Raw genomic sequence first — 23,358 nt, forward strand, 5'->3', positions numbered from 1 at the left:
ACGTTCGTTCTTTCTGGTATAATCAAAATATCTTTAAATACTGTAAGAAAGGAGAAGCATATGTCAAATATTACTCATGATGCATCAGGTCAGTTGATCGGCTACTTATATCAATTATACATGGCTTTACTATTGCTTCTGGAAGAAGTCAACCCAAACTCGAAGTTATGCATTGAAAAGTTTGACGATGTTTCATTCGGAGAAGATGATATCCCCTCAACATTGGTTCAAACCAAGCACCAAATTAATAGAATAGGTACTTTAACCAATACTAGTACCGATCTTTGGAGAACAATAAACAGCTGGTGTGATTACATTTCGTCCACAAGTGCTGATGTTGAGAATACAAAATTTGTTATAGTTACAACGGCTAAATCTACTCTTGATTCAATCCCATATTATCTAACAGATAATCCATCAAGAAATACGCAACAAGCTTTAGCTGATTTAATTACAATTGCAACAACAAATACATCTAAAACAAATCTAAGTTATTACAAAAGATTTTCTGATCTTGATGATAAAACCAAAGAAAAATTTGTGTCAAATATGCATATACACGACTCATCAGTAAATATTACTGGTATCGAAAAGAAAATACTGAAATATGTAAAATATGCCACACTTCCCCAATACCAATCCAAGGTATACGATAAACTGATTGGGTGGTGGATAAATCTGATGATTAAAGGTCTTTGTTCAGATACGCCTGTATTTATTCACCAAAGCATGCTCCAGCAACAAATTTTTGATATTGGAAGCGAATATAAGGCAGATTCTCTTCCAATTGACATTGATATCTATTACGAGCCTACTGCAGAAGATTTAAGTGCATTACCTGAGCAGGACAGAATATTCATTGAACAGTTAAAACTAATTTCAGTTTCAAATGATCGTCTTAAATTATGTATTAGAGATTATTATAATGCTTATATGCAAAGAAGTCGCTGGGTAAGAGAGAGCCTACTTTACCTCGATGATTTATCAAAATATGAAAACTTATTAGTAGATGAATGGAAACGTCTATTTCTAATAATGAAAGAAGATTTAGAAGATTATGGTGATAGTATCACTGAAACAGATAAAACTAGAGCTGGTAGACAATTATTGAAAACTGTTGAAGATCTTAATAAACCTATAAGACCTCAAGTAAATCAAGCATTCATAATGCGTGGAACATACCATGCCCTATCCAACAAACTAAAAGTAGGCTGGAATCTTGATTTCTATGAAAGATTATGTCACTTGCTAAAGGAGTCCTAAATGATTGATTGGAATGAACGCTCGCCAGAAGTTGCAAACCTATTAAACCCATCTTTTTGTTCAGTGATTCTCTATTCTGTGATTATTGAGTATGAGAAAGTATCAGAAATGAGTTTTCCTTTTCCATTGGCATATCTTGTTTTACCGATAATTCTTCATAAAAGTACTCGAGACGTAATAAACTCTCGAACTAAAATGTCTGTTTGGATAGAAAGCAACCCTCATTTACTTATAGGGTTTTCTCATAGAACAAAAAGCCTTGTTTCTTATACAAATGAAGCAATAGAGTTCCTGCTTAGATTAAATGTTATTACAATTAATTCTGACGGGATGAGTATTATTAAAAGTCTAGGTACAAGTATAAAAAGATACTCTAAAGATGATGACGAAATTGATTCAATAATAAGCAAATCATCACATCTTGCAAAATGGTTTTACCGAATGAATTCAGTTGAGAATATTTATATAGCTTGGGGGGTGAGACCTTAGTGCAGATTAAATCGTTAGTCCTTTATGGTAAGAACAATGAAGTTCGTCAATTAGATTTTAAATTAGGTCAAGTTAATATCATTACTGGAATGTCTAAGACGGGCAAATCTGTTATAGGAGATATTATTGAATACTGCTTTGGTAGAAACTCATGTAATATCGCTGAAGGTGTTGTTCGTGATACTGTTGCATGGTATGGATTACATCTGTGTCATGGTGACAAATATTTATTTATCGCTCGTGAGAATCCCAGCAGGGGCCATTCAAGCACAAACACCTGTTTATATAGTTTAAACATGAGTTCTGTTCCAACCGATCTTAAGTTGCTCTCGCCTATTGATAATGAATCTCTTGTAAACGTTCTCACTAGAGAACTTGGGATTTCAGAAAATCAGTTTATCCCAGCAAGTAATCAAACTAGAAATCCATTATCTGCAAATATTAAACATACCATGTATTATTTGTTACAAAATCAAGATGAAATTGCATCTCAAAAATTTATATTCCATCGTCAATCTGAACCGTTTCAGCCACAGGCAATCAAGGATACTATCCTCTACTTTTTGGGAATCATAAATGAAAATGCTATGACCCTAGAATCCGAACGAACTCGATTGAAAAGAGAGACTACATTACTACAAAAAAGTATTCGAGAAAACGAACTTCTTAGAGGTAATGGACTTAATAGAGCTACTCAATTAATTGAAGAGGCAAGAAATGTAGGTTTATTATCCTCTACAACGATCATTGATTACACTGATTTTGATTCTTTACGATCTGTATTGCTGGATATTCAAAACTGGGAACCAACTGATGTTGAAATTGCTGGACTAGACAGATTATCCGCATTACAAACTGAGTTAGAAAAAGTACAAGCTGATATTGATCGTATCAGTATTGAAATTCGGAACTCTGAGGAATACCTTGGACAAGTAAAAGGGTATAATACTGAAATTCTCCATCAAAAAAACAGATTAGCCTCAATAGGATTATTTGACGCTCTTGACTTTAATGAAAATCATTGTCCATTTTGTTCTAGGCCAACTGATGCTTCTATAAATATTACACATGATATTAAGAATTCAATTGAACAACTTTCAGAAAGCCTTTCATCAGTAACAACTGAAAGACCTAATATTAGAAAACATATTGATGGTTTAATTGATGCGAGAGAAAATTTTAAAGAAGCTAGAAATAGATTGATGTCCGAAATTGAAGCATTTTATAATGCCAATAATGACGCTCTTAGTATGAAGGACTTAAATTCTCGTCGTAGTAAAGTTTTGGGAAGAATTAGCCTATGGTTAGAAAGTGTAGTCATAGAAACCATAGGACAATCGGATTTAGATAGATTGGCCGAACTTGAATATCAGATTAATGAGATCGACAAAGCTCTGAGTCAAGAAGATGTTTTAGAAAGAAAAGAGTCCTGCAATAGCATTATTTCAGCTTGGATTAATGTATGGGCAAAAGAGCTTAACTTAGAGCACTCTGAATTCCCATATAGATTTGATATGAATAAGCTCACAATTATTGTCGACAGAGATAGACCAGTTCCGCTAGAGCAGTTAGGTAGCGGTGCAAACTGGCTGGGAAGTCATCTGATTACACTATTTGCGTTCCATAAATATTTTATTTCATACAAACGTCCTGTTCCAGGATTTCTATTTCTAGATCAACCTTCTCAAGTCTATTTTCCGCCAGAAACTAGACATGAAAATGTCGATAGTAGTGAAATCCGTGAGATTTATAGATTTATCTTTGATAAAGTCAATGATCTAAATGGTGGACTTCAAGTAATAATAGTTGATCATGCTGACATTGATGAAGAATATTTTCAAGATGCAGTCTTAGAAAAGTGGTGGGATGGTACAAAACTAATCCCACAAAGCTGGATACAATAAAATTACAACATTTTAATCGTTCGAGGTTTTTTATTGTATTATCAATATAACCAAGAGCTTTAAGTTTATCAATTTTGTACTTTACAACCGATAGTGAACTGATATTGCACATCTGCTGGTGCTCCCGGTATGTTGGTGAATATCCGTGCTGTCGGTTGTATTTTTTCTTTATAAAATTTTATATCCCTGTCTGCAAGTCTCATCGCCTCACCGGTGCTGGGTGGGTTTACCTTGGAAAGGAACCTTCTAAAGTTGAAGTGATAAATGATATCGATGGTGAACTGATCATAACAAATTATGATGCTGCAAACCTATAGCCCATCCAATGATGGGCTTTTGATTGTTTTTGGGCACAATTTTAAGTTTGCTGTTTACAATCATTTGGAAAAAGAGTATCATTTTTGTAGAACGTGTGTTCTGTTTCTTTTTTTATTTAGGAGGTTCCACATCAATGACCAAACTACTAGACATAATAACCACCCTAGGCATCCACATCGAATACCGCCCCGATCCTCCCTCTAAAATCAGAGGGTTTTATTATAAGGACTTAGGCGATGAGATCATCGTCATGAATGAAGACATCAAAGACGAAACAGAGTTCCGTCACGTCCTAGCGCATGAACTAGGTCACTACTTCACCACTATCACGACTAAATCGCTCTCGCCTTATTCGTCATATCTGGATATACTTAATACCCACAGAAACGAATCTCGTGCGATTAGATGGGCATGTGATTACCTTATCCCTACATATGATCTATTAGGTTATCTAAAGTCACAAAAGGGTGTCTCTATAGCAGATATTGCCCTGGCATTTAAAGTCACAGAGGAAATGATCACCATGAAGTTCACCATCATGAGTCTTGAAAGGCTTTACTGGAAAGTTGATGATAAAAGAAGTTTGGTACTCACTTCCCTACCCTCTATTTATATGTATACACCATTATAGTATTTTTACGAAAGGAGTTGATCATATGGCAAAGAAGACGAATTATGAGAAAAATGGTTTTGAATACTTTCGTACCAGTGCCACAGTTGGATTTGATGCAGATGGAAAGCGTATTCGAAAAGAATTTTTAGGCAAGTCCAAAAAAGAATCGGAGTTAAAACGGGATCAGTACCTTGAAAACGTTAAAAAGGGGCTTGGACTGGATTTTGATAAAATCGGCTTTGGCGATTACTTCATCGAGTGGCTTGAAGTCATCCACAAACCAACCATAACTCAAAACACTTATAACCGGATATGAAGGCATTTATCGAAACTGGATTAAAGGCAGTGCCATTATAAAAACAAAGATTATTAATCTCAAAACGATTGAGCTTCAAAAGTTTATCAACAGCATACCCAGTGCTTACACAGCCGATCGAGTTTATCTTTTACTCTCGACCTTCTTCAGATATTGCATCAAAGAAAGGTTAATCGTTTTCAATCCTCTGGATAATGTCAATCGGCCTAAATACGTCTCTAAGGCGTCTCAAAAGTATATCTCAAGAGAAGATAGAACAAAGCTTTTAGAAGCTTACAAAGACGATGCCAAACTATTCATCTATATCTTTGACCTCATGACTGGACTTAGGATTGGAGAGTTGTGTGCATTGACACATGCTGATGTGGACTTAAAAAATAATCTGATCCATGTTACCAAATCCCTCAATCGCGTGACTATGTATGCGGATGACGGTACTAAATCAAGCCAAATTGTTATCAGCAACCCTAAAACTAAAAAAGGCATTAGAGAAATCCCCATTCCCACGAATCTAATCGCACCCATTAAAGAGCATGTATTGAGAGAAAAGAAAAAACATTTTAAGTTAGGGATCAAGTTTGAACCCTCTAATTTTTTCTTTACCTCTAATACTTGCACAGCTATAAGAGGTGATCATCTTAATGATTACTGGAAGAGAAAACAAGCAGAACTCAATTTCGAGTTTGTCGTTGTCTTTCATGGTTTAAGGCATACCTTCTGTACGCTTCTAGCAGAAAAAGGTGTGCCTCTAAAAACAGCTGCAGTCTTAATGGGCCATGAAAAGATCGAAACCACCGCTCAAATATATACGCACGTTGACAAGCAATCTCAGGTTGAAGCCATCGACCTTCTAAGTGAAATTATCAGCTTCTAAAAACTTGTGCGGGAATTATGCGGGAATTAAAACAAAAAAACAAACGAACCCTTGCATTTGCAAAGGTTCGTTCTTTATTGGTGGAGCCGAGGGGAATCGAACCCCTGTCCAAAAACAAATTCCTATCACTTTCTCCGAGCGCAGTCGCTTCATAAAATTCGCTCACAAGCACGTTTAACGACACACACGCTAGCAAGCTATTTCTATTATACTACCATATCAAATTAGAAAAGCATCTGATACAGAGACCTCAGCAGGGTTTAGGTCAGCATCCTAGGCGGCTGAGATAAGGCCTAGGGGTGACGCTGCGATTAGGCAGCTAGTGCAAAATTTTCGTTTGCAATTATATTTAAGTAGTCCAGTTCATTAACGTGTACCCCAGACCAAGAAACACGGCTCGCTTACAATAGTGCATCATCCCTGTCGAAACCTAGACGGCCCCATGAATGAGTTTGCCTATCTGTTATACTCTTTCAAGGCTTTTTGAATCTTGCGTTCAGCATCTTTCTTTGCAATTGTATCACGCTTGTCATAATTCTTTTTCCCTTTAGCAACCGCAATTTCAAGCTTGACCAGACCTCTTGGATTAATATAGAGTCTAAGTGGCACAAGCGTATAGCCATCACGTGTTTTAAGATCTTCCATTTTGATGATCTCGCGCTTGTGTAACAAAAGCCGTCTTGTTCTGAGAGGGTCTCTGTTGAACTGATTGCCGTGGTCATAAGGTGTAATATTCATACCGACGATGAACATTTCACCATTTTTAATCTCAGCATAAGCCTCTTTAATACTTGCTTTACCGCCTCTGATGGATTTCACTTCTGTTCCAAAAAGCTCAATACCAGCTTCATAGGTATCTTCTATGAAGTAGTCATGTCTGGCTTTTTTGTTATTGGATATAAGTTTAAATTCAGCCATAGGCTACCTCCTTTCAAATACATACGTCGCATTTACAGTGCGTTCATGTTGCATATACTATATTGCCTTTACAGTGCATTTAATCTACCGAACCTTGTCATTCTAGCATAAACCATTCACTTTTTCAATTCTTGCGGCCATTTAGTAATCATAATTTAATAAACAATTTTAGTACCCATAGCTACCCTTAAGCAAAATGACTTCTATTCGGTCAGGATCAAACTGTCCTTCAACTATCGTCATGTAATTACAAATACGTTCTTTTGAACGACAGTCCACACATTTTCCAGTGATGGCACACGGCGTCTTTTTCCCCAATCTCACGGCATCCATCGGTGCCGCTTTTTGTCTCACTCTCAATACGGCTTCTTCATCAGTGCGACACAGTTTATTCGTACCACAGATTAAAAACACCTTATCCGGTCCATAAATAATCGGCGCCACACGACTGCCGTTGCCATCGAGATTATAAATTTTACCTGACATACTCAGTGCATTGATCCCTGAAAAGAACACTTCTGCTGAAAAGTTTTCCCTATAAAGCTTGCGTTTCTCTATCTTCGTTAAACGCTCATCATATTTGTTTAAATACCGTCCACTGTGCACTTTCAATAAATCGTATAGTTCAATTTCCTCAAACGTGATCGAATCTCCAACACCGACAACTTTACCTTTAACGGCCTTACTTATATATTCTAATAACGCCTCTGCATCTTCAAAATAACGACATGCTATATGACGCCTTTTAAGTGCAAGGATAACCTCGTCCACTTCCTTTTGAACATCCGAAAATTGAACTGTCTTGTTCTCTAAACTCATTCTTTTGAATCCCTTCTACTTCTAAGTTGTAATTGATATGATGAAAATCTATCTAAAGCCTCTTGATTGTAGTTCTTTGATCTATAAATACCATCCATTCTATATCGAACATTAATGCAAAATCACTCTAATCTCCACGATGCAACAAGATCACAGATAAGATTACCAGTAAAGCCCCTCCAATTTGCATCCCATTGAGATGTTCTTTTAAAACCAGAAAAGCTATAATCAGCGTTATAGGCAGTTCAAGAGTTGCCACAATACTCGTCCTCTCTGAACCAATAAGCTCAATGGATTTATAAAGAAACATAACGGGTAAAACACCTGCAAATATCGCGATGATAGATATGTACTTGAGGACATGCAAACTCAGAATTGGAACAGCGCCATGTATGCCCATCACACAAATCCATGAAGCAAATAAGCCAAATAGAGAAGTATAAAAAAGCACGGCATAATGATCTATCTTAACCATTTTAAAATCCGCGTAGAGGTTATAAAACGTATACGTCAATGCGCTCGCTAATCCAAATACAACACCCATTACCGAGAATTCTGAACCCTTCACTGCAAAGATATCCAAAACAAGAACAATGCCAATCATCGCAAAGACAAGTGCAACATAATTTGCCTTTCCAAGTTTTTTCTTGCCTGTAATAGCGAAAAAAACAGTTACAAAAACTGGATTCGTAAACAGAAGCATTGAAGCAATTCCAGCATTTAAGTGATTTAATGCCAAGTAAAACAACAAACTGGTTCCAAAGGCGCCAAAGATGCCCTGAATAGCCATTTGCTTAAGTTGTACCCTCGTAATTTTAAACTTATCTTTATCGACCAGCAAAATAGCAACTAATATAATTATTGTTCCCATCAAATATTGATAAAAACTGAGTAACAGAGGTTCAACACCTTCCACAAGAATCATTTTGCCTAGAATCGAATTAAAAGCATAAATGCTTGAGGCCATTATCGCATAAAGAAATCCTTTTTTCTTCAAGAAACTTTTTCCTAATCCACTTGCCTCTGCAGCCTCCTTATAGGCCACTTCAAGATTTTCATCTCTTGCCATCTCAACATCCCCTTTGTCCATCCTCAACTGATTATACTACAGATCAAGACCATCGTCACTCTTAAAAAGATACTGTACAAGCTTTTTTAGATATAAGTTGATCAAATTAATAAACTTTAGTATAATATGTTTATATATTTTGTAATCGTATTTCATTTTAAAACTTATTTAATATTTGATCATACTTATTCTTTAAACATATTTTTCTTAGATAATTCATTTTACAAGCTGTTCACAGCTTGACCAAAAAAAATAGAGGTGATCCAATGAACATTAACGACCATTATGCCAATATAGAAAACATAAAAAAAGGATATCGTTACGTAGTAGAGCAAGACGGCTACGAGTGCATAACCTGCGGTGCACTTTTCGAATCAGGTGAAATCTTCCCAATTGAAAATCGTTTTTTCACAGCCGAGAAAGCAATCCAATACCATATTTTACATGAGCATGGTCAAAGGCTCAAAGCGCTTTTGACACTAGATAAAAAACTCACTTCCATCACGGACAATCAAAAGGAAATTTTAATGCTCATGGCTTCGGGCATTCCTGACAAGGAAATTGCAAAATCATTAAACCTTTCCCCCTCCACCATACGGCATATTCGCTTTACCATGAGAGAAAAAGCCAAGCAGGCTAAAGTTTTTCTTGCCATTTACGAGCTGGCATTTGAAGCAAGCTCATCCAGTCCAGAACTCTTACCAATTCACGCACATGCCACAATGATTGATGACCGTTACCAAGTTACCACGGAAGAAGCCAATGATATTCTTAAGCACATGTTTACTTCACTGGAACCTTTGAAACTCAAGACCTTCTCCACAAAAGAAAAGAAAAAGCTCGTCATTTTAAAACAAATAGCAGCCACGCTTGATCCCCAAAAACACTACACTGAAAAAGAACTCAATACCATTTTGAAAGCCATCTATCCTGACTTTGTTACTTTAAGACGCTATCTCATCGAATACGGCTTTATGGATCGCTCCAAAGATGGCGCAGAATACTGGCTTAAGTCATAACGCCTTCATTTACACCTCTGACTAAAAAAGGACCTTTAAAAATAATCGGTTTTATGGAAACCCTTTATATTAAATACCCCATTAGTAAAATAGGTGTCGGTGTCAGCTTAAAGAACTGGAAAGGACTTCAATTTTGGCATAAACTGGGTTTTGATACGCTCTTCACAGTAACTGGCGACACAGAATGCACTCAAAACGCTCATGCACTTTTAGGGCTTACCAAATCAATACATTTATAAAGGAGGACAACATGCTCAGCAAAGAAGAACAAATCATCTTAAATCGATTTTTGGACGCTGAAGGTCGCATTAAGACCTGGCCTACAAAAAAGCTTAAACAAGAAATTATCTATAAATTCCTCGCAACCCATCTAGAACCAAATCGCATTTATACGGAACACGAAATAAATCTGATCCTTGCATCGGCGCACACTTTCAATGATTATTTCTTGTTAAGACGTGGCTTAATTACATCTGGATACCTCATTAGAAAACCTAATGGTTCCGCGTACTGGGTAAAGCATACGCTTGAGTGAAACGCTAAAATACACCTAAAGTAGCTTAACTACATTTAAATAGTCCTCTTGATTATAATTTGTTTAAGTCTAACTTAATACTATTTTAATATCAAATCCTCTTAATTATGGTATCATACTTTTGGATGGTAAACCCATAGAAAGGAGGATTTATTTTATGCAATTTACATTGGAAAACGTATATCTATATGTCGCTATTCCCGCATCGCTCATTTTAGTCATACAAACACTCATGACAATCTTTGGTCTTTCTGGAGAAGTGGATGCTGATTTCGATGCCGATGGCGATGTTGATATCACAGGAGCAAGTCATATAACCATATTTTCAGTGAGAAACATCGTTGCCTTTTTCACTTTTTTTGGTTGGAGTGGTCTTTGGTTACTCTCCAAAAATATGTCTATTATACTGACTCTGTTATTTTCCATTGTCATTGGACTTATATTCGTTATGATTTCCATGGGCATGTTTTTACTCATCAGTAAAATGCAGCGTAATGGTACCTTGAATTTTGATAACGCACTGGGTCAGGTTGGTGAAGTTTATATTCCCATCCCACCGAACAGACAAGGTGTAGGTAAGGTCATGATCGCTGTTCAAGGTTCATTAAAAGAACTTGAAGCAATAACGGATGAATCCAGTGTGATCAAAACGGGAATCAAAATAAAGGTTGTAGCTATATTCGGTACAAATCAGCTATTGGTCGAAACTTATTCCCCAACTATTAAAAATAAAGGAGAAAAAAATGTTCATTGAAAATTTTTCAGGTGTCATATTTACATCTTTGGCAGCAATTTTTATATTTGGATTGCTCATCGCAATTCTGTCGCGCTATAAAAAATGTCCCTCTGATAAAATTCTTGTCAAATACGGCTTCATTGGTGCAAGTTCTACTGGCAGTAAAAGTGCCAAATGTATTCATGGTGGCGCAACGCTTGTTTGGCCAGTTATTCAATCCTATCGCTATTTAGATTTAACGCCAATGTCCATTGAAGTCAACCTTCAAAATGCACTTTCAAAACAGAATATTCGTATTGACGTACCTTCAAGATTTACCGTAGGTATTAGTACAGAAGCTGATATTATGCAAAATGCCGCTGAAAGACTTTTAGGGCTAAAAAATGAAGAGATTCAAGAGCTTTCTAAAGACATTATCTTCGGTCAATTACGTCTTGTTGTTGCAACAATGGATATTGAAGAAATCAACACAGACCGTGACAAATTCTTAGAAGAAGTTTCGAGAAATGTTGAATCTGAACTTAAGAAAATTGGTTTGAGACTTATTAACGTAAATATCACGGATATTAGCGACGAATCTGGTTACATAGATGCACTTGGTAAAGAAGCCGCTGCAAAAGCTGTGAATGACGCCAAGATTTCTGTATCTCAAAAAACAAGAGATGGTTCTATCGGTGAAGCACAGGCCTTGATGGATCAAAGGGTTAAAGTCGCTGACGCCAATGCAACCGCAGTAGAAGGTGAAAACCAATCTAAAATTAAAGTTGCTGAATCGGATGCAAAACGTCGTGAAATGGAAGCCATTGCTAATAAACACGCTGTGGCTGCAGAAAAAGTACAACAGGCCAAAGCGCTTGAAGAATCCTATGTGGCTCAAAAAGATGCTGAAAATGCACGTGCCGCACTTGAAAAAGCAACACGTGAAGCCGATCAAATCGTCCAAGCTAAAATTGAGAAAGAACGTGTTGAAATTGCCGCTGAAGCAGAAGCAAGTCGTATTAGAATCAATGCTAAAGGTGAAGCGGATGCCATCTACCTAAAACTCGAAGCGCAAGCTAGAGGTATTAACGAAATGCTCGTCAAACAAGCAGATGGTTTCAAGGCTATCGTTGAAGCCGCAGGAGATGCTGATCAAGCTATGAAATTAATGGTTGTTGACAAATTACCTGAACTCATTGAAAAACAAGTTGAAGCCATTAAAAACATTAAAATTGATAAAATCACTGTTTGGGACAATCTCGGCGGTGATGATGGCAAAACAAATACAGCTAAATTTATGTCTGGTATGATGCAATCCATACCACCGCTAAATGAAATGTTTAACATGGCTGGACTTGATATCCCAAGTTATTTGGGTAAAGCACATGCAGATGTTCAAAAATCTACGGCACCGGAATTGGATTTAGCTGCCCAAGAAGCCCCTGAGACTACTGACTTTACAACTGCTGAGTAAGAAAGTATCTCATCCCGATCTACCATGCTATAAAATAAAACAAGTTATGACTTTTGAGCATTAGTAGCTTAAAAAGTTATAACTTGTTTTTTAGTACAATCCATTTTCAATTTCACATTTAATCTTATATATTGCTATTTAATCTTTAAATTTCTGATGATTCTTCAAGTTTCTGCTGAATTTTAAGTTTCTGCTGAGTCTTCCCATTTCTATTTAGGCTTCCCTCTTTATGGGGTATCTTTTTTCACTACAAATCGCACTTACATAGTTTCTTAACTTCTCATCATTATTTTCATCTATAATTTTGATCAATTCACTGCCTATAATCGCACCATCTGCCCCTCTTTTAAACAATGTGCTTACCTGACTTGGCGTCTTAATGCCAAATCCCACTTGAATAGGAATATCGGTTCTCTGCTGTAACTTTTCTATCAGCAGGCCATAGTCATCATCACATTCATGAGATAAACTTCCTGTAACGCCAACATATGACATCACGTAAGCAAAAAAAGAATTATTATTTAATCTCAAGTCGATTTCTTGATCGGACATCTGCGTGTTATACATTTGTACAAGAGCTGTCGTCTCTCCATTTTCACTATAAAATGCATCCGGACAAAGCAACGCATCATAGAGAGATGACGCTTTGAGCAAATCGTACTTTTTAACACCTGCTTCATATGACATCACTACCACCTTTAAAGTCACATGGCGATTTCTAATGAGCTGTAAAAGTGCGCTTAAAGTGGTACCGTTAAATCCTTGATTGAGTACTTTTCGATGTGTTTCCCTCACTAAAACACCATCTAATACTGGATTTTCCACTGGAATGCCCAGTTCAAGCACGTCCATGCCCTGTTCCACTAAAATGTCTAAGACCTCAACAAATCGGTCCCGATTTGGATAATCTGCCGTCATATAGAAAGTAATCCAATTTTTTTTATTAAAAACCATTAAAATACCCCTATGATCCAGCCAAATAATGGGCCATAAAATGCATAATCCGTTTCACAGAGAACTCTCATAACTGGTTCAAATCCTCCAATGTATGGAATAAGCAATGCTTGACCAAAGATGAGAATGAGCCCATTTACAAAAGAGCCTATAATTGCCCCTCTTCTCCCTCCAGTTGAATTCCCGAAAATCGCCGTGACAGCACCAGTAAAGAATGTAGGAATCAATGCTGGGAAAACCACAACAGGATACTTGATTGCACCTAATATCAACATTCCTATAATCCCAGCGGTCAAGCTTGACAAGAATCCAACTATGACAGAAGTTGGGTGTAGTGGAAAAAGTAAAGGCACATCTAATCCAGGCACTGCATTGGGTACAAGTTTCTCTGAAATCCCGTGGAAAGCAGGCACTATTTCAGAAAGCATCATTCTTACCCCAGTTACGATTACAGTCATCCAAAGTCCAAACATCAACCCGTTAAGCACTGAGAATATAACGATATCTTTCCCACCACTAATATTTTCCTGCACAAAGGATGGACCTGCAAATAGTGAAGCTATGAAGAAAATAAGTGTCATTATAACGCTCAACGCAATATTGGTTTCCCTTAAAAAGCTCAGAGATTCAGGTAAATTAATCTCTTCGATGCTCTTGCTATTCTTACCGACAATCTTGCCAATTTGAGCTGAAATCCAGCATCCGATTGATGAAGAGTGCCCAATTGTAAACCCTTCGCCGCCAGGTATATTTTTCATTAGAGGTGCAATATAGGCACACGTAAAAGTCAAGTATATCCCCAATAGCAAGGAGCCGGTCACGGTAATCCAAAGTGCAGATAAATCGGTCCCAACAGTTAATAGCGCTGATATAAGACCTGCATAAAAAAATGAGACATGTGCAGATAAATGAATATATCTAAATCGTGTCACTCTTGCAATCAAAACATTCGTCAAAAATCCAAAAGCGAATATGAGCGTTGCAGAAGCCCCGAAAACAGACATACTCGAACCAATTGAACCGCCTATATCAATAGTTGATATCGACAATCCCATAATCTTTTGAATTAGAGGCTGGATCGGTAATAAAGTCATCCCCATGCTTTGGGCGCCATTAGTGATCAGAAGAAAACCAATCATCGTTTTGACAGTTCCAGAAAGCACTTCATTAAACTTTTTCTTTTGTAATAAAAGCCCCAATAAAGCCACAAATCCGATAAGAAAAACGGCTTCACTAAAAAAACCTGCTATATAAAGTAGTATTGATTTCATAAAAGCCCCCTATTTAAACTATTTAATCTTCGATATGGTCTCAAGCAATTGATTTTTTAAATTAACTTTATCTGTCAGATTATCAATTCTAATAATTGGACAGGTACTATTTCGGATCACATTTGCAAAATCACTTGTTGTAATAATAATATCCGCACTTTTAGGATCCACTGAACTGATATCTGTGGCATTGACAGATGCTTCAATTTGTTCTTGCTTTAAAATTTGCTGTGTGAACACCTTTAGCATCATGCTACTGCCAACGCCTGCACCACATACTGTTAATATTCTCAACATGATTAAAAACCTCCTAATTTCTAATAATCTCTATAATTTCTGCCTCACTTTTGCTATTCAACATCTTTTCAACCTTGTTCTGATCTCCAAGTAAATCCATAAGCTCTGCCAGAGCCTCTATATGGCTTGTGGTATCTTTTGCCGCCAAGGTTACGATTAAACTCACAGGATCGTTGATCTCATGACCAAATCGTACGGGCTTTTCAAGTGTCATAAGTGAGACGCCACTCTCATTAACACCATCTTCTGGTCTTGCATGTGGCATGGCAATGCCTGGCGCAATCACAAGATAGGGTCCCATTTCCTTGATATTCGATATCATTTTTTTAATATACCTTTCCACAACAATATCTGCTTCAACAAGAAGATTACCCGCCTTTGTGACAGCATCCTCCCAGCCCTCGGCAGATACATTTACCCTTATGCAATTCTCTTTTATTAGATCAAATTTCATAAAACACCTCATTATGATTTAAATACTCAATGACTTCATCACGTGATTTTTTTTGACACAATCTATCTAATTCTCCCTCTTCTGATAGAAAACCCAATAGAGAACTCAGTTGGCCAATATGAGTCGTATTGTCTATCGCAGATAAGAAAATAACAACTTTAACAGGATCATTGCTCTTATGATTAAATTTTATTGGCTTTTCTAACGTCATAATGCCAATGCCTGTTTTAAAAACACCATCTTCTGTGCCTGCATGCGGCATGGCGATACCAGGTGCCACCACCATATAAGGACCATATGTGGTGCTGTTTTCAATAATTTTTTCAACATAGGACTTCGTCACATATTGTTGCTTTATAAAGGGCTCACTCGCTTTTTTAACGGCACTCACCCAGTCTGTGCACTTAACTTGAGTCATGATCAGATCTTTATCTATTAACTGCGATTTGGCCGTTCTGTTTTTCTGCTTATTTAACAGTTGGACAAGATCTCGTTTTAGATTTTCAGAGCTGTGAACCTGTGCATGACTCTCTATAATTTTCATCATATCTTCAATTAAAGGCTCTACTTCATTTAATTTTTTTTCAGACTGCCTGTTCACTTTTAAATAGGATGATAACTTTTCAACATCTTTTTCACTCAGAAGTGGCGTTACAGTGACCGATTTTTTATGCTTGCTATCCAGTGGCAATGTGCTAATGATCAGATCAATTGTATGGTCACATAAAAATTTTTCCATTTCAAAGTAAGAAACCGTTGCAACGATATTAAAATTCGTAAAATTAGATATCAATTTTGTTCTCAAGAGCCTAGAAGTGCCAATACCACTTGCACAAACCAACAAAACATTAATTTTCAATTGTTCCTTATATGATTTGAGTTCAAGGGCCGCCCCAATATGCATAGCGACATATGATATTTCATGATCTGTAAAATGCACATCATAAGCAGATTCTAGTATTTTAATGGCCTTTTTACTGGCATTGAAAACGCTGGAGTACTTTTGAACAATTTCATCGAATATAGGATTTATAATAGTCTGTCTTGACTTCAGCCTTTCTAATGTAGAACTCATATGCAAATATAAATCATCTGCCAGTTCTTTTTCATTTAAAAACTGAACCCTTAAATACTCACTGATTCGCTTGATTACATCCAAGATTAAGCTATACAGATTATGCTGGGAATCTGAACCAACATCCATATGGTCAATCCCTGTAAGCTTTGTACTCATAAGATGAATTGTAATATAACCAATTTCATCTTGGGGGATTCTGATTTTAAAATGTGCTTCTATTTGCTCTGCAAGATTTTTAGCAGAGCTATAGAATGGGTTCTTTTGAAGTTCGTGCAATCTGTCTTTATCAATAATAATTTTCTTATCAAATCTTAGTCTCTCAACGGTAAGTGCAATATGTGTAATAAGATCTATAATCCCTTCTGCTGTAAAGTGATAGCCACTTTCCTTTTCAAGTGTTTCAATCAGTTTTATGATAAAATCAATATCCAGTTTGGGAAAATAGGCTTTTATGGATTGAAATGCATCTTCTAGAGTCGTCATATTCTCTTGTAACGTACCTTTGGTGGCTAAACTTCGGAGCAATTTCACAAGACTATTGCGTTTATTCGCTTCATCGCCATTGATTTCAATCCCTACGCCCCGAGTTCTCTCTATGGTGAGGCCTTGCGGTTTAATCTGTTCTTGAATCGCGTTAATGTCATTTGCAATGGTCGTCTTGCTCACTTTGATTTTCTTTGCCAAAGATTCAAGTGAAATAACACCTGTTGAAATCAATAAATTAAACAAGACAATTTGCTGTCTCGCATCGATATCGAGTTCCGGTTCTGCTCTATGTTCTCGAAGCAGGTTTGTTTCTAGTTTTTCAAGAAATGCTTCTGATAGCTCATAGAGAACACCCTTTCTGGGCGTGCTGACGATCTTTGGCAGGTCATTCATCTCCAACCATGCATTGATTGCTTCAAGATCATATCGAATAGACCGCTTGCTAACACCCAGCTGTTTAGCCAACGCTTCCACAGTTGTATAACTTTCATTTTCCATTAATAGCTTTAAGAGTTTTATTGCTCGAGCATTCATTTAAATCACCTTTTGCCACATTAATGTGGTTGAAATTAATTAACTTGACATGTCGTATTTCATACTCATTATATTTTGAAATTTCAATAGATTCAAGGTCTATCGGAACAAATATATGCCTGATAAAAGTGGCAACTTCTGTACAGCGCATTGTCTTTTTATTCGCTAAAGTTGTTTTAAAAGCTCAATAGGCTTATGGCACCGCATGCCCACTTGTTTTGTAGCCAAATTTTAATACAAATGCTATGGCTTTAACATAACTTTTTAGTATAATAGATTTATTATAAATGGATTTACAATAAATTTCGGAGGCACTATGGATAGATCAGACTCACACGCGGAGAAGCAAATTCTTAAAATACTCCTCTTTGCTTTATCAATTTTCTTTATATTGGACTGTTATGCTATTTCTCGGCATTTTTTCAACCTCTATAACATTGTTTTTATGCTGACGATATACCCCATCATGTTTGTCGTTGCGCTCAAATTTAACGATGCCATTGAACATTTGATAAATGACAATGCAAAATCAGAAAAGACAAGGAAAAGATTCTTTTTTCTGCTAGCTTTATTTATGGCCTTTATAGCTTCTACAGATAATTTTTTAGAGTACTCCATGATTTCTCTTTCATCTGGTATTATTAATTACAGCATGCATTACTTCTTACGATTTTGTGTCATCTATTCAATCATTCTTATATTTTCAAAATCCATGAAAAAAAATTTATAGAATCAGTCCATGAAAATCGTGATTTGCAACCGCGTCATCATTTGCATTCTTGATTTACAAAAGAAGAACCCTGACTTAAACATTCAGGGTTCTTCTTCTATTTCAGAATTTTTTTTTCATACTTCTTCCATTGCAAAGTAATAGATTCTATCACTTTAATTCTTTTCTGTTCTTTCATTTTTTATCTATTCCACGTTTCATTGCTTAAACTTCTTAAGGGCTTTTTTGATCTTCCTAATCACATCATCATTTGAGTATTCATAATCCACAAGTTCCTGCCGAGTGCTTCCTAGAGCTAGATAGTAAGGTTCTTGATGTTTTATATTGCCCTTTTCTATTAAGACATTATTGTGTAAGAACTTTCTATAATAAGTGGTGTGATCCATCACATCTTTTGAGGTAAGATGAAAGATGCCTCTCAAATCAGATTCCAATATGTGCTTAAACATAAAGGCGATTTGTGTATCCCAGATAGATGTAAAAATCAAATTTTCGTAGAGCTCTATGCTTTTTTCATTTCTAAGCGCTGCGACAATCTCTTTAACTCTAGGAGACTTTTTGCCAAAGACCATAGGTAATCTCAAGATAATTGCATTTTGGGCCAACCCCTCTGTTAAAAGGTTTTCGCAGTTGATTTTAAAATGACCATATGCAGAAGTGGCATTAACCAAATCTGTCTCTATCTTTACTGAATTAGGAATCCCATCAAAAACATTTGCGGTTGAAAAGAAATACACTTTTGCATTTGTTTGAGATGCATATTTAACAATTTCACGATGTGTCTCTAACTGTTTTTCAAAATCGCCTCTTGTACATGAAATAATAACACTGGGCTGCGTCGCCTCTAATATAGGCAACAGTTGGTCCGATTCAAGATCAAATTTCAAATGCTTCCACTTGGCTTTCGGTATTTGATCCCTTGAAACCCCCGTAATATCATAGTCCTCTTTTAGAAGCTCTATAATAGCACTACCCACAAGTCCACTGTCTCCAAGTATAAATAATTTTTCCATGTACACCTCCCTTTCTATACGTTCATAAGTCTCAAAATATTCTTACCCAATAACTAGCACAATCTATCCATGAGTTGGGAAAAATCTAAGTTGATTGTGTTTACATCAATAAATATTTACATAGTCTATTATCTTAAGTTTCTTTTCATCTTGTATTTCAATTCAATCATTTTTGATGAACTTAGTTTTGACATGACAATTCAAAATTTTACTTTAGCAACAACCTTATCAGTTATTGATATATAGATTAGATCATTTTGCTCAGTAATCCCAATTTCTTAAATGTTTTAAGTAGTTCATTCCAATATGGTTCAATTAAGACAGGCTTTTTTGATGGGTTCGTGGTAGCCTTTAAGGTCATTTACATTCCAATATGGTTCAATTAAGACTGTGTCAAAAGTGGCTGAAAAGATCCTTGTGAATGCATTTACATTCCAATATGGTTCAATTAAGACATTTGTTATGATCAATTCTTTAGCAGTGTTATTATATTTACATTCCAATATGGTTCAATTAAGACGCACTCAACAAGTTTGTCTATAGACCGTTTAACTCTATTTACATTCCAATATGGTTCAATTAAGACACGCCTCACAAGTAGTAAAAACAGGTAAAAATGAAATTTACATTCCAATATGGTTCAATTAAGACATCCATTGAGCTTCTGTTATAATTCCTTCTAAAAGTATTTACATTCCAATATGGTTCAATTAAGACGACAGAAATGGTTTGATGAGTTTAAAGCTAAAATATATTTACATTCCAATATGGTTCAATTAAGACTAGTATTATGTATCAAGAATATTAATAAAGTTCAACATTTACATTCCAATATGGTTCAATTAAGACATAAACTGCTATAAACGACAGAACAAGCATAATAAAATTTACATTCCAATATGGTTCAATTAAGACCCAGTCAACCCGATCATTCCTTTGAATATTTTAACCAATTTACATTCCAATATGGTTCAATTAAGACTGCAACAGCGTATCTTCTAATAGCAAAGAAAATTTCATTTACATTCCAATATGGTTCAATTAAGACACTTTCATGGTTAACAAGCAATTACGACAAAACATTATTTACATTCCAATATGGTTCAATTAAGACCTCCAATCTATTTTAGTCCCACAATGCTGGCAATAGTTATTTACATTCCAATATGGTTCAATTAAGACTTACGTGCGTTAACAGTGATACTAACCTCATCTTTATTTACATTCCAATATGGTTCAATTAAGACTTTAAGTTTTGGGAATTTATTTGATCCGTTAACCTTATTTACATTCCAATATGGTTCAATTAAGACTATTCCGTTTTCAATAGATCCGGGGCCTTTTTTTGCATTTACATTCCAATATGGTTCAATTAAGACGCAGTAAAGCAGTCTGTTATAACAAAACGAGTTCAATTTACATTCCAATATGGTTCAATTAAGACAGAATAACACCAACGGGGATAGATAATTTAACTATATTTACATTCCAATATGGTTCAATTAAGACAACACTTCTTAATAGCGTAGCCAACGAAGCATTCTTATTTACATTCCAATATGGTTCAATTAAGACGATAAACTTCCTAAAACAGGAATTGAAATGGTAGAATTTACATTCCAATATGGTTCAATTAAGACTATGTAACAATTGTGGTAAACAAACCACATTCATACATTTACATTCCAATATGGTTCAATTAAGACGTAATTTTGCGATATGCCCGTTAAAGGTTTATAAAAATTTACATTCCAATATGGTTCAATTAAGACCCTATTGATATTGAATCTACTGTGACAGGAGTGTTATTTACATTCCAATATGGTTCAATTAAGACCTTCAAAATTCATGTTTCTAAAATCTCCTATAACATCATTTACATTCCAATATGGTTCAATTAAGACCGTTGTATGAAGCTATTACGGAAGATAGAGAAGTAAATTTACATTCCAATATGGTTCAATTAAGACTTATAAGTTTGCAATTTTCCGGAACAGATTCATCTATTTACATTCCAATATGGTTCAATTAAGACATTTGGCGGGGCTACTTGGTATAACGCTGTTGTGAAATTTACATTCCAATATGGTTCAATTAAGACCCTGTAAGACCCGGACCAAACGTCTTAATTCCATCATTTACATTCCAATATGGTTCAATTAAGACATGCATTTCTTTTGCAATTTGTTCCACAATTTTAGAATTTACATTCCAATATGGTTCAATTAAGACCCGTCGCATTTTACGCATTGAAAAGACAGGCATTCAAGCACTAAAATTGTCGATCATAAAGTTTGAGTATCCATAACAGTCATTTAATAGCGCCACATTTCCTTATTAATCTTCAAGACCTTTAAACATCACATTGTCGATCTCCTAGAAAATATACGCTATTACAGGTCGACAATGATCTTTCATAAAAAATTAGAGGTTTTTTCATCCTCAACACCCCAAAATCTTTTTTCTAACCATCGCTCATTTCGACTTATAAAAATCACGACTGAATCTCTATCCATACGAGTGTACTGATCTAGTTCATTTTTTAATTTCATCAATTCAAGTTCGGACAAATTACCCTCAAAAACAGATTTTTGTATATGAGACATATAACGCTTGCAAATTTTAAAAATTCTGCGCCAGATCCTTGGACCATCTAAGTCCATTTTAATATCATAAATTAACACAACATACATTACTCACCTCATTTTACCACCAAATCTTAAATCCTTGATACTTTTTTTCACCAATTATGTCTTTAATGAGCTTGTAACATTCTAATCTGATGAGATAACGGTAAGAAACTTCTCTTCCCAAGTCACGATGCATAATTGTTCTTTCAAGTCTAGAATCATATTCCTTGAGAATTATTTTTCTTCCAAAATCTTTTAAATACAGTCCGTTTGAACTTGATTCAAAATCATCACTTGTAATTTGCTTTTTATTTAACAAAGAAAATATCATTCTTTCGCCAATCAATGGTTTAAATATTTCTGCTACATCTAGACAAAGTGAAAATCTTTTAGCCCCTGGTTCATGAAGAAAACTTATAGTCGGGTTTAATTGTGTCTTATATATTTCTGATAATACTGTTGTGTAAACTAAACTGTTGACAAAAGAAAGTAATGAATTGATCATATTATCTGGAGGGCGTTTAACGCGTTTGGTAAAATCTATATCAATTTTGATGATTTTATCCCATGTACTGTAATACTGTTTTCTGATATTGCCCTCAATCCCCATAATTTCTTGAATGCTATTACAATCATCAACCCTTAATATAAGCTTTTGGATATTATTTATAGAATCCTCTAAATCTAGACCCCGACCATTATAATATCGCAAATTTCTAAAAATATTATGAGCTGCAGTTCTTATTATTTCCCTTGCAATCTCCACTCTCATTTCACTATTATCATATTTTCTAACTTGCTCTACTAACAAGTAACCGCTCACATTGCTTTCCCTTGGATAAAAAGTCCCGGAGTAAAATCCATAGTAATTAAAGACATGAAGAATAATTTTCTGCTGAGAGATATAGTTGAGTGCTTTTGTATTTAAAGTCGTTTCTCCAAACAAATAAATTTCGTCAGTCACTTCCGATTTTATATACTTTTTTACTCCCGATGTCATATCAAGTGCAATATTATTGTCTTTACGCTTCAAATTACAATCATTCAAAATATAAAATGTTTCACCCATACAATCACCTCCTCCTATACAGCGCAAAGGTCAAAATAAGCACATTTTTTACAAGCCTTTTTTTCGGCAACTTTAGGTGGACTCTTTAAACCATTAATACTTTCAATCTCAACCAAAATAGCTTTGATTCTACTTGCATCCTCATCTGTTAAAAAAACATCCTCTCTCACCCTCAGTAATGGGTAGTCTAAAACAGCTTTTTTTATATCCACACCTCTTTCTTGCAAGTACCAGATGTAGTATTTGACTTGCCATACAGAAGCCACCTCAATTTTTCTAGATTTCTTAACCTCATGAATCACTTCCCAATTTTTCAAAAAATCAACGTTAATAGTCTCATCAATTAAAATATGCTTTTTTTCGCGCGAGTAAGATGATTCATCCAGAAGTTTACCAATTCCGACTAAGTCACTATTATGCTCTAAAGTTACTTCTTTTAAAAAATACCACAATTTTCTTTTGCACACTAAATTGTAATAGATCATCACACCCGTTATATTTTTCATAACTCATCCT

The 23,358-nt window shown here is 35.5% G+C and carries 23 protein-coding genes, 1 other RNA gene and 1 CRISPR repeat array; of the genes, 11 read left to right on the top strand and 13 right to left on the bottom strand.

What is annotated here, in order from left to right; genetic code table 11:
- Positions 1-60: 60 nt before the first annotated feature.
- The 6 genes from ISU02_RS12715 (at position 61) to ISU02_RS12740 (ending at position 5,777) form a co-directional block, all read left to right on the top strand.
- Entirely contained in the window at positions 61-1,263 is a 1,203-nt protein-coding gene (locus ISU02_RS12715) for an ABC-three component system protein (protein ID WP_194702212.1), read from the top strand.
- Positions 1,264-1,752, top strand: a complete 489-nt coding sequence (locus ISU02_RS12720; RefSeq protein ID WP_194702213.1) for a three component ABC system middle component — start codon at positions 1,264-1,266, stop codon at positions 1,750-1,752. It begins immediately after the preceding gene.
- Positions 1,752-3,656: a DUF3732 domain-containing protein gene (locus tag ISU02_RS24345; protein WP_194702214.1), complete on the top strand. Its 1,905-nt coding sequence runs from the start codon at positions 1,752-1,754 to the stop codon at positions 3,654-3,656. Before ISU02_RS12720 ends, ISU02_RS24345 begins: the two co-directional genes overlap by 1 nt.
- A gap of 451 nt (positions 3,657-4,107) precedes the next feature.
- A complete protein-coding gene (locus tag ISU02_RS12730) occupies positions 4,108-4,605 on the top strand; it encodes an ImmA/IrrE family metallo-endopeptidase (RefSeq protein WP_194702215.1) in 498 nt (165 codons plus the stop codon).
- 25 nt (positions 4,606-4,630) lie between these two features.
- Positions 4,631-4,903, top strand: coding sequence for a hypothetical protein (locus tag ISU02_RS12735; protein WP_194702216.1), 273 nt, complete (start codon positions 4,631-4,633; stop codon positions 4,901-4,903).
- A gap of 316 nt (positions 4,904-5,219) precedes the next feature.
- Positions 5,220-5,777, top strand: coding sequence for a tyrosine-type recombinase/integrase (locus ISU02_RS12740; RefSeq protein WP_407646439.1), 558 nt, complete (start codon positions 5,220-5,222; stop codon positions 5,775-5,777).
- Positions 5,778-5,855: 78 nt separating this feature from the next.
- Here the strand turns inward: ISU02_RS12740 and ssrA are convergent.
- From ssrA to ISU02_RS12760, 4 genes are all read right to left on the bottom strand, one after another.
- Positions 5,856-6,219, bottom strand: a transfer-messenger RNA (tmRNA) gene (gene ssrA, locus ISU02_RS12745).
- Between the two features lie 14 nt (positions 6,220-6,233).
- Complete coding sequence (smpB, locus tag ISU02_RS12750) at positions 6,234-6,695, bottom strand: SsrA-binding protein SmpB (RefSeq protein ID WP_194702217.1); 462 nt, start codon at positions 6,693-6,695, stop codon at positions 6,234-6,236.
- Positions 6,696-6,863: 168 nt separating this feature from the next.
- Positions 6,864-7,514 (bottom strand): lactate utilization protein, encoded by a 651-nt coding sequence (locus ISU02_RS12755; protein ID WP_194702218.1) that lies wholly within the window; start codon positions 7,512-7,514, stop codon positions 6,864-6,866.
- A 127-nt stretch (positions 7,515-7,641) separates the two neighbouring features.
- Positions 7,642-8,583 carry a DMT family transporter gene (locus ISU02_RS12760; RefSeq protein ID WP_194702219.1) on the bottom strand — a complete coding sequence of 314 codons (942 nt, stop codon included), beginning with the start codon at positions 8,581-8,583 and terminating at the stop codon, positions 7,642-7,644.
- A 266-nt stretch (positions 8,584-8,849) separates the two neighbouring features.
- On the opposite strand from ISU02_RS12760, the gene ISU02_RS12765 reads away from it, so the two are divergent.
- From ISU02_RS12765 to ISU02_RS12780, 4 genes are all read left to right on the top strand, one after another.
- On the top strand, positions 8,850-9,602 hold the full coding sequence (locus ISU02_RS12765; RefSeq protein ID WP_194702220.1) for a DUF2087 domain-containing protein: 753 nt from the start codon (positions 8,850-8,852) through the stop codon (positions 9,600-9,602).
- A gap of 250 nt (positions 9,603-9,852) precedes the next feature.
- The gene (locus ISU02_RS12770; RefSeq protein WP_194702221.1) at positions 9,853-10,137 is read left to right on the top strand and encodes a DUF2087 domain-containing protein; all 285 of its coding nucleotides are present in this window, start codon (positions 9,853-9,855) and stop codon (positions 10,135-10,137) included.
- Positions 10,138-10,294: 157 nt separating this feature from the next.
- Entirely contained in the window at positions 10,295-10,891 is a 597-nt protein-coding gene (locus tag ISU02_RS12775; RefSeq protein WP_194702222.1) for a hypothetical protein, read from the top strand.
- The gene (locus ISU02_RS12780) at positions 10,881-12,326 is read left to right on the top strand and encodes a flotillin family protein (RefSeq protein ID WP_194702223.1); all 1,446 of its coding nucleotides are present in this window, start codon (positions 10,881-10,883) and stop codon (positions 12,324-12,326) included. Before ISU02_RS12775 ends, ISU02_RS12780 begins: the two co-directional genes overlap by 11 nt.
- A 213-nt stretch (positions 12,327-12,539) precedes the next feature.
- On the opposite strand, the gene trpA is transcribed toward ISU02_RS12780, so the two are convergent.
- From trpA to ISU02_RS12805, 5 genes are read right to left on the bottom strand one after another with little or no spacing between them, the layout of a single operon-like run.
- Positions 12,540-13,280 (bottom strand): tryptophan synthase subunit alpha, encoded by a 741-nt coding sequence (trpA, locus tag ISU02_RS12785; RefSeq protein ID WP_194702224.1) that lies wholly within the window; start codon positions 13,278-13,280, stop codon positions 12,540-12,542.
- Positions 13,280-14,551: a PTS ascorbate transporter subunit IIC gene (locus ISU02_RS12790; RefSeq protein WP_194702225.1), complete on the bottom strand. Its 1,272-nt coding sequence runs from the start codon at positions 14,549-14,551 to the stop codon at positions 13,280-13,282. Before ISU02_RS12790 ends, trpA begins: the two co-directional genes overlap by 1 nt.
- 18 nt (positions 14,552-14,569) lie before the next feature.
- Complete coding sequence (locus tag ISU02_RS12795; protein ID WP_194702226.1) at positions 14,570-14,848, bottom strand: PTS sugar transporter subunit IIB; 279 nt, start codon at positions 14,846-14,848, stop codon at positions 14,570-14,572.
- A gap of 13 nt (positions 14,849-14,861) precedes the next feature.
- Positions 14,862-15,302, bottom strand: a complete 441-nt coding sequence (locus tag ISU02_RS12800; RefSeq protein ID WP_194702227.1) for a PTS sugar transporter subunit IIA — start codon at positions 15,300-15,302, stop codon at positions 14,862-14,864.
- A complete protein-coding gene (locus ISU02_RS12805; RefSeq protein ID WP_207736293.1) occupies positions 15,292-17,400 on the bottom strand; it encodes a BglG family transcription antiterminator in 2,109 nt (702 codons plus the stop codon). The genes ISU02_RS12800 and ISU02_RS12805 overlap by 11 nt, the downstream gene beginning before the upstream one ends.
- A gap of 316 nt (positions 17,401-17,716) precedes the next feature.
- Between ISU02_RS12805 and ISU02_RS12810 the strand changes: the two genes are divergently transcribed.
- Positions 17,717-18,130 carry a hypothetical protein gene (locus ISU02_RS12810; protein WP_194702229.1) on the top strand — a complete coding sequence of 138 codons (414 nt, stop codon included), beginning with the start codon at positions 17,717-17,719 and terminating at the stop codon, positions 18,128-18,130.
- Positions 18,131-18,327: 197 nt separating this feature from the next.
- On the opposite strand, the gene ISU02_RS12815 is transcribed toward ISU02_RS12810, so the two are convergent.
- From ISU02_RS12815 to ISU02_RS12830, 4 genes are all read right to left on the bottom strand, one after another.
- Positions 18,328-19,143 (bottom strand): sugar nucleotide-binding protein, encoded by an 816-nt coding sequence (locus ISU02_RS12815; RefSeq protein ID WP_194702230.1) that lies wholly within the window; start codon positions 19,141-19,143, stop codon positions 18,328-18,330.
- Between the two features lie 292 nt (positions 19,144-19,435).
- Positions 19,436-21,375: a CRISPR direct-repeat array (repeat unit 30 nt; unit sequence ATTTACATTCCAATATGGTTCAATTAAGAC).
- A gap of 182 nt (positions 21,376-21,557) precedes the next feature.
- Positions 21,558-21,836 carry a CRISPR-associated endonuclease Cas2 gene (gene cas2 / locus ISU02_RS12820; protein ID WP_194702231.1) on the bottom strand — a complete coding sequence of 93 codons (279 nt, stop codon included), beginning with the start codon at positions 21,834-21,836 and terminating at the stop codon, positions 21,558-21,560.
- Between the two features lie 13 nt (positions 21,837-21,849).
- Positions 21,850-22,842 carry a type I-B CRISPR-associated endonuclease Cas1b gene (cas1b, locus tag ISU02_RS12825; RefSeq protein WP_194702232.1) on the bottom strand — a complete coding sequence of 331 codons (993 nt, stop codon included), beginning with the start codon at positions 22,840-22,842 and terminating at the stop codon, positions 21,850-21,852.
- 14 nt (positions 22,843-22,856) lie between these two features.
- A complete protein-coding gene (locus tag ISU02_RS12830; protein WP_194702233.1) occupies positions 22,857-23,348 on the bottom strand; it encodes a CRISPR-associated protein Cas4 in 492 nt (163 codons plus the stop codon).
- Positions 23,349-23,358: the final 10 nt, after the last annotated feature.

Origin of the sequence: Fusibacter ferrireducens (assembly GCF_015352425.1) — a bacterium.
GTDB lineage: Bacteria > Bacillota > Clostridia > Peptostreptococcales > Acidaminobacteraceae > Fusibacter_A > Fusibacter_A ferrireducens.